This is a genomic window from Sphingosinicella rhizophila, from assembly GCF_032378825.1.
In the GTDB taxonomy this organism is placed as follows: Bacteria; Pseudomonadota; Alphaproteobacteria; order Sphingomonadales; family Sphingomonadaceae; genus Allosphingosinicella; species Allosphingosinicella rhizophila.
On the sequence record NZ_JAVUPU010000008.1, the window covers coordinates 127,809 to 141,301 of the forward strand.

The following is a 13,493-nucleotide window of genomic DNA, read 5'->3' on the forward strand; positions in this document are numbered from 1 at the left end:
GGATCGTCCGAGCATAAAAAAACCCCGCTCCTGGTTGGGAGCGGGGCCATCTGGCCTCTCGTACGATCCGCGCTGTTGCTAGGCCGCGCCGGCTCGTACCGCTCCCCGTGGGGCGGTAATAAGTACGAGTACGCTAATGAGGATGGCCTGGACGATGGCGGCAAGACGCGCGGTGGCGGCCCGCAAGATGCGGCCCTCAACCTTGTTCCTGTTTCCGTCGATCGACATTGACCCACCCATGCTTGACGGCGCGCCATTGGCACACCGAAGGCCCGGCTAATGCAGCGGCCATTGGCCCAGCGCAAGAGAAAAATCCGTCTGGTACGACACGGGTTGGCGCTCAAGGTCAGCAAAGTACAACGATAATAATGTCTTAGCTATGCGATTCTCGTGCCGAGCGATCCAGCCACGCCTTGGCTGCCAAGGCCATTCTCTCGCCTTTGCTGTCGTCAAATTCCGGAAAGAGATAGGGCTCGATCAGTTCGCACTCCATCAGCGCAAGCTGTCCGTCGTCCCGTCTGACCATGTCGATCCGCGCATAGAGGGGACGATGGGGGAGGGCCTTCATGATTGCCTGGCTCGCCGTCTGATCCGCGGCGGACGGCGTCAGGCCGTGCATTTTCCCGTCATAGACCGACTGGACGCGATACTCGCTGGGTGCAGGGGTCTTGCGGAGCGCGTGCGAGAAGATGCGGTCGAAATAGATGAAACTATACTCGCCCTCGCTCCTGATGGCTTCCAGCAAGGGCTGGATCATGACCTTCTGCCTCCACAAGGGATGATCGTCCGGTGGCCTCTTGCCATCCTCGGAGACGAACTGGTCGCAGCCCCCGGCGCCGATGACGGGCTTTATGACCAGCTTGGCCGCCCCGAGCCCGCGAAGCACGTCGTCCAGGTCAGCCTGACGGAGATCGTCGTACCAGAAGGTCGGGATAGAGGGCGCCCCGCGTCGTTCCAGGTCGCGCAAATAGCTCTTGTCGACATTCCATCGCACCGCGTCCAGATCGTTGGAAAGTGGCACCTGCGACGAAATCAGTTCCAATTTCGCGAGGAATGCATCCGGGGATCGCGCATAATCCCAGGCGGTGCCGATCAGGGCGCCGTCAAATCTGCGCCAGTCCGTGCCGGGGGCATCCCAGACGACTTCCTCCAGGACAATTCCGCGCGCCCGGAAGGCCGGCGCGAATATCTCGAGGCTCTCATCGTGCTCGAAGGCATCATGGCGTCGGTCCGTCGACCAGGAGGCCGTGCCCTCGCAGCATAGATAAGCGATCTTCCTCGACGCAGGCGATGCTGCACCTTCATTTTCGGCCACGATCATGAGCGCGCACCCCCCGGCGCCCGAAATCACAGCTTGGACGTTGCCGCAACCCTTTTCCCGGAGGCGTGGAGGCAACGGCTTGATCCGGCCGGCCTCCGACCGCGGTTGTGCAGCTTTGGCATCTATATGATGCCGCTTATTCGCTCCGGCCGTTGTCGCGCCCCGGCAACCTCATCTCTCGCCGCCATTGGACGTAGGAATAGACGGTCGGCACCAAGGCGATGAGGATGATGACGGTGATGACCAGCACCGCCAAGGCCGGCTTGGATGCGCTGGCGATCGCGGCTCCGATCATGGCGAAGCCGCCCCCGACCATCAGCTTGCCGCCCAGGCGATGGGTCTTGATCCAGACTTCCTCATTGGCAAGCGTCCACGGCGTGCGGAAACCGAGCATGTACATGCTGCGTGATTTTGCCATCTGATTGCCCATCAGGATGAACATGAGGCCGATCGCCCCGATCAGAATGTTCACCACGGGCGGCTCATAACCAAGGGCTGTCAGGACGTTGATCGTCATCAGCGAGACGCTGAGCATCAGCACGGCCGCCCATCCCCAGGCATAGAGCCTGACGCTTCGTTCCAGTCCTTTCTGGCGCGGTTCCAGCCGCGGCAGATAATAGAAGAAGAGCGAGAGCAGGGCCGTGACCACGGGGCCCACCAGCAGGACCTCCCATTTGCCGCCCATGCGGTCGACCTCGCCCTGCACATTCCAGTGGACGGGCAATTCCGCTCCGGCCGGAAGCTGGGATCCGACGATCACCGCAACGACCAGCATGACAGCCACCAACACGAATGAGACCAAGGCCAATGTCTTACGCGTCACTCTTCTCTTCCTTTCTCTTGTCCGGGCCCATCCCGATTGCGTCGGCAAAGCCGAGCAGGACCTCTTCCAGCGTCGACAGGTTGATCGAATAGAAGATGGTCGTTCCCTTCTGGTCGGCTTGGATCAGCCCGGCCTCCTTCAATTTGGCGAAGTGACGCGACATTGTCGGTTTCGCCACGTCGAACTTGTCCGCAATGTCGCCGGCGCTCTTGGATCCGCTCTTCAGCAGTTCCAGGATTTTGCGCCGCGTCGGATGGGCCAATGCTTCGAAAACGTTGTTCATCCCTGCTCCGGTGGTTTCATATTTAGCTAAATAGCAAATAAGACCGTCGCGTCAAGCCCGTGATCGCATTCTTCGTTCCGAATCACGCGCAAGGGCACTTGACGCAAGGCTCCGGTGACGCGTACCCAACAGATGCGAATGATTCGCAATATCATTAAGGGGCAGCTTATGAAGTTTTGGCTTTTGCTGGGCGCATGCCAGTGCGCATTCGCGACCGCGCCGGTATGGGCAGCCGACGCACGCAACGATGAAGATGGGGCCCATGGCGACATCGTCGTCACCGCGACCCGGGCGCCGTTGGAGGCCGATGAGGCGCCGGTTACCGTGTCCGTGAAGGATGCCGGGGAAATCGCCGATGAGCTCGTCACCGATATCAAGGACCTGGTTCGCTTCGAGCCGGGGGTCAGCGTGCCGCGCCAGCCGGCCAGGTTCGGAGCAGCGCTCGGCACAACCGGCCGGGCCGGCAATGAAGGCTTCATCATCCGGGGCATTGGCGGCAATCGCGTGCTCATCCAGGTCGATGGCGTGCGGGTGCCGGACGGGTTCGCCTTCGGCGCGCAGAGCGTCGGGCGCGGCGACTATGTCGATGTCGGCCTCGTCAAATCGGTCGAGATACTGCGCGGACCGGCTTCGGCGCTTTATGGGAGCGATGGGTTGTCCGGCGCGGTCAGCTTCGTCACGAGCGACCCTGCCGATTTCCTCGATGCAGGGGATGGCATAGGCGGTCTGGTCCGCGCCGCGTACAGCTCGGCCGACGGGGAATTTGCCGAAACCGGCATCCTCGCCGGCCGCTCCGGGAAAGTCTCGGCGATGCTGGCCTACACCCGCCGCGATTTCGAGGAGCTCGACAATCAGGGCGGGGCAGGCGGCGTCGGATCCTTGCGGACCCGCCCCAATCCCCAGGACGGACGTTCCGACGCCTTGCTCGGTCGTCTGCTGTTCCATCCCGGTGGCGGCCATAAATTGCGTCTGACGGGCGAATATCTCGACACGCGGCTCGCGGCAGACGTTCTCACCGGCCGCAGCGCGACCGTCCTCGATCTGAAGGCGCGCGACACCGGCAAGCGTGCGCGGATCGCCGCCGACTGGACCTGGGAAGGGGAGGGCGCGTTCGATTTCGCGCGTATAGGCCTCTACTGGCAGGATGCCGACGACATTCAGTTCACTTTCGAGGACAGGGCACCCGCAGCCGACCGCGAGCGGCTCAACACGTTTGAAAATCGCGTCATCGGCGCGGCCGCTGAGGCGCGGAGCGAGTTCGCGACCGGCGCCTTGACGCACCGGCTGGTTTTCGGCGCGGATATCAGCAGGACCGTCCAGTCCGGACTGCGCGACGGCATCGTGCCTCCTGCCGGCGAAACCTTCCCCACGCGCGCCTTTCCGAAGACCGATTATGTGCTGGCCGGCGCTTTCATCGGCGACGAGATCGCGTTGGCGGGCGGCAGACTGACGCTCTTCCCGGCGATCCGCTTCGATCATTACGATCTTTCTCCGGACGACGATCCCTTGCTTCCCCAATTCGATGCCACCGGGCAGAGCGGCTCGCGGCTTTCCCCCAAACTGGGTGCGGTACTGAAACTGGGCGGACGCTTCCGCCTGTTCGCCAATGTCGCGACTGGCTTCAAGGCGCCCGAGCCGAGCCAGGTGAACCAATATTTCGAAAACCTGGCCTTCGGCTACACCTCCCGGCCCAATCCGGATCTCGGGCCCGAGCGCAGCACCAGCTATGAAGGCGGCATAAGATTCACAGGCGATGCGATCAGTGCGGGAGTGACCGGCTTCCATGCCGACTATGACGATTTCATCAGTCAGGAGGTGGTGAGCGGCAGCTTCACGCCGGCCGATCCCGCAGTCTATCAGTTCGTCAATCTCGACCGGGTCAGGGTCGAGGGTGTGGAGGCGAAATTCGAAGGACGGACGGCCGGAGGCGTTCATGGCTCCGTCGCAATTTCCTACGCCAAGGGTGACGTGATCGACCCCACAGGCGTGCGAACCCCCTTGTCGTCCATCGATCCGGTCAAATTGGTTGCTGGGGTCGGCTATCGTGATCCTGGGGGCCGGTTCGGCGCGCAATTGTTCGTCACTCACAGCGCGCGAAAGTCGCTGGAACGGACGGAGGGTGTTTGCAGCGGACCCTGCTTCCGGCCCGGATCCTTCACTATCCTCGATGCTACCGCCTTCTTCCGCGTCACCGAAGGGCTGACGCTGCGCGCCGGCATCTTCAACATCGCCGACGAAAAATATGCCTGGTGGAACGACGTTCGCGGCCTCGCCGCAAGTTCTGCCGTCGCCGATGCCTTCACCCAACCCGGGCGCAATGCCAGCGCCGCGATCAGCTACCGATTCTGATGATAGACGGGAGACACGATATGCGCTTCACCCTTAGCAGCCTTGGCGCGAGCCTGTTCCTCCTTGCGCTCTCTTTATCGCCGGCGCTTGCCCATCCGCCGATCGCGGAGCGTCCGGCGACCGAGGAGAAGGCCGCCTTCGAAGCCGACCGTGCCGACATCCTCGCCATGGCCGGCAATTTCAAGGTCCGCTTCGACATGCAGGAATCGACATCCTGGCGAAAGGGCTACACTCCGCTCGACCGCAAGATCTCGGGGGGTCACGAAGTGGTGAGGGTGGTGGAGGATAGTGGTCGGAAGATCATGCTCCAGCACCTGCTGGTCGTCGAGCATGAGGGCAAGAGCCATGTCGTCAAGCACTGGCGCCAGGATTGGGAATATGAGCCCGCCCGAATTCTTGTTTATTCGGACCGGAACTTGTGGACCTGGGAGGATGTGCCCGCGCGCATGCGCAACGGCCGATGGTCGCAGACCGTCTGGCAGGTCGACGACAGCCCGCGCTATGCCGGCTGGGGCCAATTCGAGGAGCAAGGCGGAATCCGCCGCTGGCGCTCCAACTGGACCTGGCGTCCGCTTGCCCGGCGCGACGCGATCCGCAACCCGGTCTACGACCGCTATTATGCGATCAACCGCCATCAGATCAGCCCGGACGGCTGGATCCACTGGCAGGACAATATCAAGATGAGCCTCGAGGGTGGCAAGCTCCTGCCCATCGTCCAGGAATATGTGCTGAACAGCTATACCCGTTTCGACAGCTATGACGTCGCGGCGGCCGACGATTATTGGGCGAAGACCAAGACATATTGGGCTGCCGTTCGCGGCGCATGGGCCGAGGTCGCTGACGCCAGGGGCGGGATCGCCGTCCAGGAAGAAGCGCAGACCGGAACCGTGATCAGCGGACGCCTGCTGGAGATTGCCGAAGGAATCGCTGCCGGCGAGACCAGGAGTGCGGACGCGATCGACGAGGCCCGGAAACTGATCGTCGCGAGAACGCAGCTCCTGGCGCGGTCGGCAGAAAGTCCCGCAGCCCAGTGAAATGAGAACGTAGGGGCGTGTGCGATCGCGCCCCTTTTCCCGTGCCCGCACAGACCGGCCGCCGATCGCGGTCATTTGATCCCAAGACTTGACACATTCCTATTCTGCATCAAGGAGAGCTTGAACACCTGAGCAATTGAAGCACCATTCATGCTATTTCATCATTTAAACATGAGCATGAGGAATGAATAAGAGGCGCTTCCTGCCGCCCATGTCGGCGCTCAATAGCTTTGCCGCCGCCGCGCGGCACCAAAGCTTCTCGCTCGCCGGAGAGGAGGTCGGGTTGACCCAGAGCGCGGTCAGCCGGCAGGTGGCCGTCCTGGAAGATTGGCTTCAGCTACGCCTGTTCGAACGGACCGGGCGCAGGGTCACGCTCAATGCCGACGGCGCCGCTTATGCCGAGGCGATCGTTCCGGCCCTGGATCGGGTCCGCGCTGCGACGGCCCGTATGGTGAACCGCATGCCGCAGACCGAACTCAACATCGCAACCTTGCCCAGCTTCGGCATGCGCTGGCTCGCGCCAAGGCTGCCGGCACTTAGCGCGACCCATCCCCAACTCGTCGTCAATTTCGCCGCCCGCACTTTCCCGTTCGATTTCGCAGACGAGAATTTCGATGCCGCCATTCATTTCGGTCGGCCGGACTGGCCTGGTGCCAGCCACGTCTTCCTGTTTCGCGAAGAAGCGGTGCCGGTCTGTTCGCCGGCCTGGCTTGCCGCCAATCCGGTCGGACAGCCGTCCGACCTTGCCGACAAGATTCTCCTTCATGTCGCAAGCAGGCGCGACGGGTGGGAGAAATGGTTCGATGCGGCCGGCGTAGCGCCGGGGCATCGACATGGTCCCGGCTTCGACCAGTTCCTGATGGCCGCGCGGGCCGCCGCCGCCGGCACGGGTGTCGCCTTGATACCGGCCTTCCTGATCGAGCCGGAACTCGGGGCAGGCGAGCTGGTGATACCGCTCGAACTTCGTCTTCGGACGGAAGACGCTTATTATCTCGTGCATCCGGACTCTGCGGCCCATCCGATGCTGGAACCCTTTGCGGACTGGCTTGTCGGACAGGCGGGCTCGTTGCGCGACGGGGCGGATGGAGGGAGAGCCTAGGCATGGACGCAGCCGAAGCCGTTCACGAGAAATTCCTTGCCAAGCTGCGGGCTAACCGTCTGCCGCGCCGGATGGCGGAGGTCGAGCCGGACGCGGTCGGCCTTGGCCGCGAAGCCATTGCCGACCTCTTCTACAGCCAGTGCGTGAGCCGCCAGATGGACCGCCTGTCGCGGCGGCTGCAGGCGCGCGGGGAAGGCTTCTACACGATCGGCAGTTCGGGCCATGAGAATAATGCCGTGATTGCGGAGGCCTCGCGCGTCGACGACATGGCCTTTCTCCATTATCGCTCGCAGGCCTTCCAGATCCATCGATCGAAGAAATTGCCGGGCCAGACGGCTGCCTGGGACATGATGTTGAGCTTCGCCGCTGCCGCGGAGGATCCGATCTCGGGCGGGCGCCACAAGGTGATCGGGTCCCGGCCCCTGTTCATTCCGCCGCAGACCAGCACCATCGCTTCGCATTTGCCCAAGGCCGTCGGGGCGGCGTTCAGCATCGGCATCGGCAAGCGGCTGAAGCTGGACACGATGCTGCCAATGGATGCGGTGGTGCTGTGCAGTTTCGGCGATGCTTCAGCCAATCATTCGACTGCCCAGGGCGCCTTCAATTGCGCCGCCTGGGCGGCCCACCAGGGCAGCGCGATGCCGATCGTCTTCGTCTGCGAGGACAATGGCATAGGCATTTCCACCAAGACGCCGCGCGGCTGGATCGAGGCCAGTTTCCGTAACCGCTGGGGATTGGACTATGTCCGCTGCAGCGGCCTCGACATGGTCGATGCCTATCGCGGCGCCGCGGACGCCATCCGCATCGCCCGCACCAGCCGGCGTCCGGTCTTCCTCCATCTGGATTGCATCCGTCTGTACGGCCATGCCGGATCGGACGTGCAGACCGCCTATCGCCCCAAGGCCGAAATCGAGGATGAGGAAGAGCGGGATCCGCTCGTTTTTTCGGCGGCATTGCTGGTCGAGCAGGACATCATGAAGCCGCACGACATCCTCGAAATCTACGAGGGCACGGAGGCGACCCTGACGCGGGTCGCGGAACAGGCGATCCAGCGGCCGAAGCTGACGACCGCGAAACAGGTTATGGCCAGCATCGTCCCGCCCAAGCGCAGCAAGATCCTGGCGAACACGCCCCCGCCGGAACAGCGCGAGGCCCTGTTCGCCCGCGACCGGCCAATGATGGAAAAGCCGCAGCATATGGCGCGGCTGCTCGGCTGGGCGCTTGCCGATCTGATGCTTGCTCATGACAATATCATCATCGCGGGCGAGGATGTCGGGCCCAAGGGCGGCGTCTACAATGTTACCGCCAAGCTGCACGAACGGTTCGGCAGCTGCCGGGTGATCAACACCCTGCTCGACGAACAGAGCATATTGGGTTTGGCGATCGGCGCCGCCCATAACGAGTTCCTGCCGATCCCGGAGATTCAATTCCTGGCTTATGTCCACAATGCCGAGGACCAGATCAGGGGCGAGGCGGCGACGCTGAGCTTCTTCTCCAGCGGTCAATATACCAATCCGATGGTGATCCGCATCGCCGGGCTCGGCTATCAGAAGGGCTTTGGCGGCCATTTCCACAACGACAACAGCCTTGCCGTCTTCCGGGACATACCGGGCCTGATTCTGGCCTGCCCGAGCAATGGCGCCGATGCGGTGGACATGCTGCGCGAATGCGTCCGGCTCGCACTGGAGGAACAGCGCGTGGTGGTGTTCGTCGAACCGATCGCACTCTACATGACGCGCGACCTGCACGAGGAAGGCGACGGCCTCTGGACCTCACTTTACCCAGCACCGGGCCAGGCCAAACCCCTTCCGCTCGGCGCCGTCGCCGTCCATGGCGAGGGCAGGGACCTTGCCATCGTCACCTACGGCAATGGCTATTATCTCTCCCGCCAGGCCGAGAAGATATTGAGCGAGCGCCACGGCTTGAAGCTGCGAGTGATCGACATGAGATGGCTGGCGCCGCTGAACGCCGACGGCATTCTGGAAGCGGTGGAGGGATGCGAGCGGGTCCTGATCGTCGACGAGTGCCGCACCACCGGTTCGCAGAGCGAGGCATTGATGGCGATGTTCGCGGAGCGCGCGCCCGACAGGCAAGTCCGTCGCATCGCCGCCGAAGACAGCTTCATTCCGCTCGGCCGCGCGGCAACCATCACCATGCCCAGTCGGGACTCGATCGTCGAGGCCGCTCTCCGCCTGGCCGGGAAGGGGCCAAACCGTGGCTGAGGGCAAATTGTCCGCTCTGGTCGTCTGTCCCGGCCGCGGCACCTACAACAAGGCCGAACTGGGCTATCTGAGGCGCCATCACGCGGACAAGAGGGAGCTGCTCCGGACGGCCGACCGGATCCGTGCGGAGAGGGGCGAGCCGACGGTGTCGGACCTGGACGGCGCCGACCGCTACAGTGTCGGGACCTATTCGCGCGGCGACGTCGCCTCGCCTTTGATCTTCACCGCCGCTTATGCCGATTTCCTCGACATCGACCGATCGCGTTTCGACATTGCGGCGGTGACGGGCAATTCGATGGGCTGGTATATCGCTTTGGCCTGCGCAGGGGCCGTTGATATGGAACGCGGCTTCGCCATCGTCGATGCGATGGGCGACAACAGCCAGGCCGGCGCGCCGGGAGGCCAGGTCCTGGTCTCGCTCGTCGATGAGGATTGGCGCGAGGTGCCCGGCCTGCGCGCTTCCCTGGGGGCGCTGGCCGAGGAGATTGGCGGCCGGCCGGATCATGCGCTTTTCCTGTCGATCGACCTTGCCGGCATGCTCGTCTTCGCCGGCAATGAGGCCGGACTGGCCGCCTTGCTTGCCGAACGTCCCGACATGCCCGGGCGGGAGCCTCTCCGGCTCGCAAATCACGGCCCGTTCCATAGCCGGTTGATGCAGGAATCGTCCAATCGCGCGCTGGCCCGTTTCACGCCCGAATGGTTCGACACGCCCGAGATCCCGATGGTCGACGGCAGGGGCCATATCTGGCGGCCCTTCGCCAGCAAGGCCGAGGATCTGGCGGCCTACACCTTCGCCACACAGATCCTGGAAACCTATGATTTCGCCCGCGCCATCCAGGTGGCCGTGCGCGAACATGCACCCGACAGGATCATCCTGCTCGGGCCCGGCGACACGCTGGGCGGCGCCATCGCGCAGGCATTGATCGGCATCCAATGGCTCGGCCTGCGTTCCAAGAGCGACTTCCAGGACCTACAGGTGTCACGGCCATTCCTGCTGTCGATGGGCCGTGAAGAACAACGCGCATCGGTCGTCCTTTGAACTGCCGCCGGCGGATCGCGTCCACCTCCGCCGAACGGTTTGGAGGAAGCCCATCGGCGGGAATAAGCGAGGAACTGGCTGATATTCCGCCGCCGTGCGTCTTATGATTGAAAAGCGACCCGCCCAACCGTGGATGCCACCCATGCGAAACGCCTTCTTGACACTGTCTGCCTGCTGCCTTTTCGCCGTCACGGCGCCTGCATGGGCGCAGGGCACGGATTATCCGGAGACGGCGAAGGTGGAACAGGTTGACGAAACATTCGGCATCAAGGTCGCCGATCCGTTCCGCTGGCTGGAAAACGATGTCCGCCAGGATCCGAAAGTGAAGGCCTGGGTCGATGCACAGAACCGGGTCACGAGCGCCTATCTCAGCCAATTACCCAAGCGCGACGCGATCGAGAAGAGGTTGACCGAGCTCTGGAATTTCGAGCGCTACGGTATGCCGGAACGGAAGGGCGGCCGCTATTTCTTCACCCGCAATTCGGGCCTGCAGAACCAGTCGCCGCTCTTTGTCCAGGACGGGCTGGATGGCACGCCGCGCTTGCTCATCGATCCCAACCCCTGGGCGCAGGACGGTGCCACCGCGCTCGCCGGCTGGCTGCCGAGCGAGGATGGCAAGCGGCTGCTTTATGCGGTCCAGGACGGCGGCACCGACTGGCGGACGGTGCGTGTGATGGATGTCGACAGTGGCAAGCTTCTGGACGACCAGCTCAAATGGGTTAAATTCTCCGACTTCACTTGGGCCAAGGACGGCTCCGGCTTCTATTATTCCCGCTTTCCGGAGCCCGAGACGGGCGCGGAATTTCAATCGCTCAACATCCATCACAAAGTCTATTTCCACCGCGTCGGCACCCCTCAATCCGCCGATCGGCTCGTCCACGCCACGCCCGCGCATCCGAAATGGAACCACAATGTCCGACTGACCGACGACGGCCGCTGGCTGGTGGTCTTCAGCAGCGAAGGCACGGAGGACCGCTACGAGGTCAACATTGCGGACCTTTCCAGGCCCGACGCCAGGTTGCGTACCCTGTTCGCCGGCCCGCAGCATAGCTGGAGCCTGGTGGGCTCAAGGGGAAGCCGTCTCGTCTTCGTCACCAACAAGGATGCGCCCCGTTACCGTGTCGTAAGCGTCGACGCTGCGCTGCCCGGCACGCCGTCACTCGAAGAATTGGTGGCCGAGGCGAAGGGGACCCTGGACCAAGCCTCGATCGTCGGCGACGCGATGATCATCTCCTATGTCGAGGATGCCAAGAGCGTCGTCCGCCGGTTTGGCCTGGATGGTCGTCCCAAGGGCGACATCCCCCTGCCGGGGATTGGCAGTGTATCCGGCTTCGCCGGCGATCCCGGCAATCCCGAGACCTTTTATTCCTATACGTCCTTCAACGCCCCTCCGACCATTTATCGCTACGATGCGGCGACCGGTGACTCGACTGTCTTCAGGGCGCCCGATCTGCCGTTCGATCCTGCGCTCTATACGGTCGAGCAGCGTTTCTTCGCATCCAAGGATGGCACGAAGGTGCCGATGTTCGTCGCCTACAAGAAGGGCCTCGATCTTAGCCGCGGCGCGCCGACCTTGATGCACGGATATGGCGGGTTCAATGTCTCGGTGACGCCGAGCTTCTCGGTTCCCCGGCTGGCCTGGATGGAAATGGGCGGCATATTCGTCGTGGCCAATGTTCGCGGCGGTGGCGAATATGGCAAGGATTGGCACAATGCGGGGCGGCTGCTCAACAAGCAGAACGGCTTCGACGATTTCATCGCCGCCGGCGAGGCTTTGGTGCAAAGCGGCATCACCACGCCGCGCCAGCTCGCCATCATGGGCGGGTCGAATGGCGGCCTGCTGGTCGGCGCCGTCGTCAATCAGCGCCCGGACCTTTTTGCCGCTGCGCTGCCCCAGGTCGGCGTCATGGACATGCTCCGCTACAACCGCTTCACGGCTGGCCGATACTGGGTCGACGATTATGGCGATCCGGCCGACGAGGCCCAGTTCCGCAACCTCTTCGCTTATTCACCCTATCATAATGTGAAGGGAGGCCGGCCCTATCCGGCGATCCTCGTCACCACTGCCGACACCGACGACCGGGTCGTGCCCGGCCACAGTTTCAAATATGCGGCGGCGCTTCAGGCGATGGAAATCGGCGACAAGCCGCACCTGATCCGTATAGAGACCCGTGCCGGCCACGGCTCCGGCAAGCCGACCGCGAAGCAGATTGAGGAAAATGCGGACATGTGGGCCTTTGCCGGTTTCCACACCGGGCTGACTGCCGATCGCTGACGCCGCCGCCGCGCCGCCTTATTCGAGACCTGTCTGGGCGATGCCCTGCTCGACGTGGCCGCAAAAGCGATCGAGCGCGATATTGGCGCCGCAGATGATGATGCCGACACGCTTACCGGCAAGCTCGTCGCGCAACGGCCCGATCAAGGCGGCTGTCGCGACCGCCGCGGCGGGTTCGAGCGCCAGCTTCAGCTCCCGGAACAGCACCGCCATGGCGCGCCTGATCGCATCGTCATCGACCAGCACCAGCTTGTCGACATTGTCCCGGCACAAAGCGAAGCTGTAGGGGAGGGCATAAGGCGGTGCGAGGCTGTCGGCGATGGTCGCGACCTTCTCCAAGGATTGCGGCGATCCGGCCTCTAAGCTGCGCCGCATCGTGTCCGCACCTTCGGGTTCCACGCCATAGACGCGGCAAGCGGGGTTGATGAGCTTGGTCGCGAGCGAAACGCCGCTGCACAGGCCGCCCCCCCCGATCGGTACGATGATCGCATCAAGCGGCCCTGCCTGCTGGTTGAACTCCAGGCCGAGCGTGCCGGTGCCGAGCGTGACGTTCGGCCCTTCGAAAGGGTGTATGAAAGTTCTTCCCTCCGTGGCTGCAATCTTCTCGGCCAGTGCGAAAGCCTCGGGGCCGGTCGGGGCCATCAGTACCTCCGCGCCATAGGCCTCCGCTCGCTGGACCCGGGCGGGATCGGCCGACGCCAGCATCACGACCTTGGCCGGGCTACCCAAGCGGCTTGCCGCATAGGATGTGGCGATGGCGTGGTTGCCCGCACTCACCGCCGTCACGCCGCGCTTCAACGCCTCGCTGTCCAGCGCCATCATGTTGGTGATCGCCCCGCGCGCCTTGAATGTTCCCGAATGCTGGAACAGCTCCAGCTTCACGACCACCTTCGTCGCGGGACCGGTGAGGCCATCGATTTCACGGCCGCGCCATTCGTGGATCGGCGTCTCGATTATGAACGGCCGGTTCCGGTCGCTGGTCAGCCGGATATCTTCGAGGGTCGGGACTTCCATCTGCTCCACTTTCATATGCTCATTTTCCCCTTAG

General features: G+C 63.3%; 10 protein-coding genes. 6 read left to right on the top strand and 4 right to left on the bottom strand.

Translation table 11 applies throughout. The features are described from left to right. Nucleotides 1–373: 373 nt before the first annotated feature. From RQX22_RS15360 to RQX22_RS15370, 3 genes are all read right to left on the bottom strand, one after another. Nucleotides 374–1,321, bottom strand: coding sequence for an ATP-grasp domain-containing protein (locus tag RQX22_RS15360; protein ID WP_315727434.1), 948 nt, complete (start codon nucleotides 1,319–1,321; stop codon nucleotides 374–376). Between the two features lie 136 nt (nucleotides 1,322–1,457). After that, entirely contained in the window at nucleotides 1,458–2,144 is a 687-nt protein-coding gene (locus RQX22_RS15365; protein WP_315727435.1) for an SdpI family protein, read from the bottom strand. Next, nucleotides 2,134–2,427: an autorepressor SdpR family transcription factor gene (locus tag RQX22_RS15370; RefSeq protein WP_315727436.1), complete on the bottom strand. Its 294-nt coding sequence runs from the start codon at nucleotides 2,425–2,427 to the stop codon at nucleotides 2,134–2,136. The genes RQX22_RS15365 and RQX22_RS15370 overlap by 11 nt, the downstream gene beginning before the upstream one ends. Nucleotides 2,428–2,595: 168 nt before the next feature. Between RQX22_RS15370 and RQX22_RS15375 the strand changes: the two genes are divergently transcribed. The 6 genes from RQX22_RS15375 (at nucleotide 2,596) to RQX22_RS15400 (ending at nucleotide 12,445) form a co-directional block, all read left to right on the top strand. Then, the gene (locus tag RQX22_RS15375; RefSeq protein ID WP_315727437.1) at nucleotides 2,596–4,776 is read left to right on the top strand and encodes a TonB-dependent hemoglobin/transferrin/lactoferrin family receptor; all 2,181 of its coding nucleotides are present in this window, start codon (nucleotides 2,596–2,598) and stop codon (nucleotides 4,774–4,776) included. 20 nt (nucleotides 4,777–4,796) lie between these two features. Next, nucleotides 4,797–5,810 carry a DUF6607 family protein gene (locus RQX22_RS15380; protein ID WP_315727438.1) on the top strand — a complete coding sequence of 338 codons (1,014 nt, stop codon included), beginning with the start codon at nucleotides 4,797–4,799 and terminating at the stop codon, nucleotides 5,808–5,810. A gap of 184 nt (nucleotides 5,811–5,994) precedes the next feature. Continuing rightward, complete coding sequence (locus tag RQX22_RS15385) at nucleotides 5,995–6,909, top strand: LysR substrate-binding domain-containing protein (RefSeq protein ID WP_315727439.1); 915 nt, start codon at nucleotides 5,995–5,997, stop codon at nucleotides 6,907–6,909. A 2-nt stretch (nucleotides 6,910–6,911) separates the two neighbouring features. Further along, nucleotides 6,912–9,131, top strand: coding sequence for a thiamine pyrophosphate-dependent enzyme (locus tag RQX22_RS15390; RefSeq protein WP_315727440.1), 2,220 nt, complete (start codon nucleotides 6,912–6,914; stop codon nucleotides 9,129–9,131). Continuing rightward, the gene (locus RQX22_RS15395) at nucleotides 9,124–10,170 is read left to right on the top strand and encodes an ACP S-malonyltransferase (RefSeq protein WP_315727441.1); all 1,047 of its coding nucleotides are present in this window, start codon (nucleotides 9,124–9,126) and stop codon (nucleotides 10,168–10,170) included. Before RQX22_RS15390 ends, RQX22_RS15395 begins: the two co-directional genes overlap by 8 nt. Before the next feature lie 142 nt (nucleotides 10,171–10,312). Continuing rightward, a complete protein-coding gene (locus RQX22_RS15400; protein WP_315727442.1) occupies nucleotides 10,313–12,445 on the top strand; it encodes a prolyl oligopeptidase family serine peptidase in 2,133 nt (710 codons plus the stop codon). A gap of 18 nt (nucleotides 12,446–12,463) precedes the next feature. Here the strand turns inward: RQX22_RS15400 and RQX22_RS15405 are convergent, their stop codons facing one another. After that, nucleotides 12,464–13,474 carry a threonine ammonia-lyase gene (locus tag RQX22_RS15405; protein WP_315727443.1) on the bottom strand — a complete coding sequence of 337 codons (1,011 nt, stop codon included), beginning with the start codon at nucleotides 13,472–13,474 and terminating at the stop codon, nucleotides 12,464–12,466. Nucleotides 13,475–13,493: the final 19 nt, after the last annotated feature.

Excerpts from the sequence above, each read along its gene's own strand:
- RQX22_RS15405 (WP_315727443.1), bottom strand. The coding sequence starts at position 13,474 with ATGAAAGTGGAGCAGATGGAAGTCCCGACCCTCGAAGATATCCGGCTG.
- RQX22_RS15400 (WP_315727442.1), top strand. The coding sequence starts at position 10,313 with ATGCGAAACGCCTTCTTGACACTGTCTGCCTGCTGCCTTTTCGCCGTC.
- RQX22_RS15360 (WP_315727434.1), bottom strand. The coding sequence starts at position 1,321 with ATGATCGTGGCCGAAAATGAAGGTGCAGCATCGCCTGCGTCGAGGAAG.
- RQX22_RS15385 (WP_315727439.1), top strand. The coding sequence starts at position 5,995 with ATGAATAAGAGGCGCTTCCTGCCGCCCATGTCGGCGCTCAATAGCTTT.
- RQX22_RS15390 (WP_315727440.1), top strand. The coding sequence starts at position 6,912 with ATGGACGCAGCCGAAGCCGTTCACGAGAAATTCCTTGCCAAGCTGCGG.
- RQX22_RS15380 (WP_315727438.1), top strand. The coding sequence starts at position 4,797 with ATGCGCTTCACCCTTAGCAGCCTTGGCGCGAGCCTGTTCCTCCTTGCG.
- RQX22_RS15370 (WP_315727436.1), bottom strand. The coding sequence starts at position 2,427 with ATGAACAACGTTTTCGAAGCATTGGCCCATCCGACGCGGCGCAAAATC.
- RQX22_RS15375 (WP_315727437.1), top strand. The coding sequence starts at position 2,596 with ATGAAGTTTTGGCTTTTGCTGGGCGCATGCCAGTGCGCATTCGCGACC.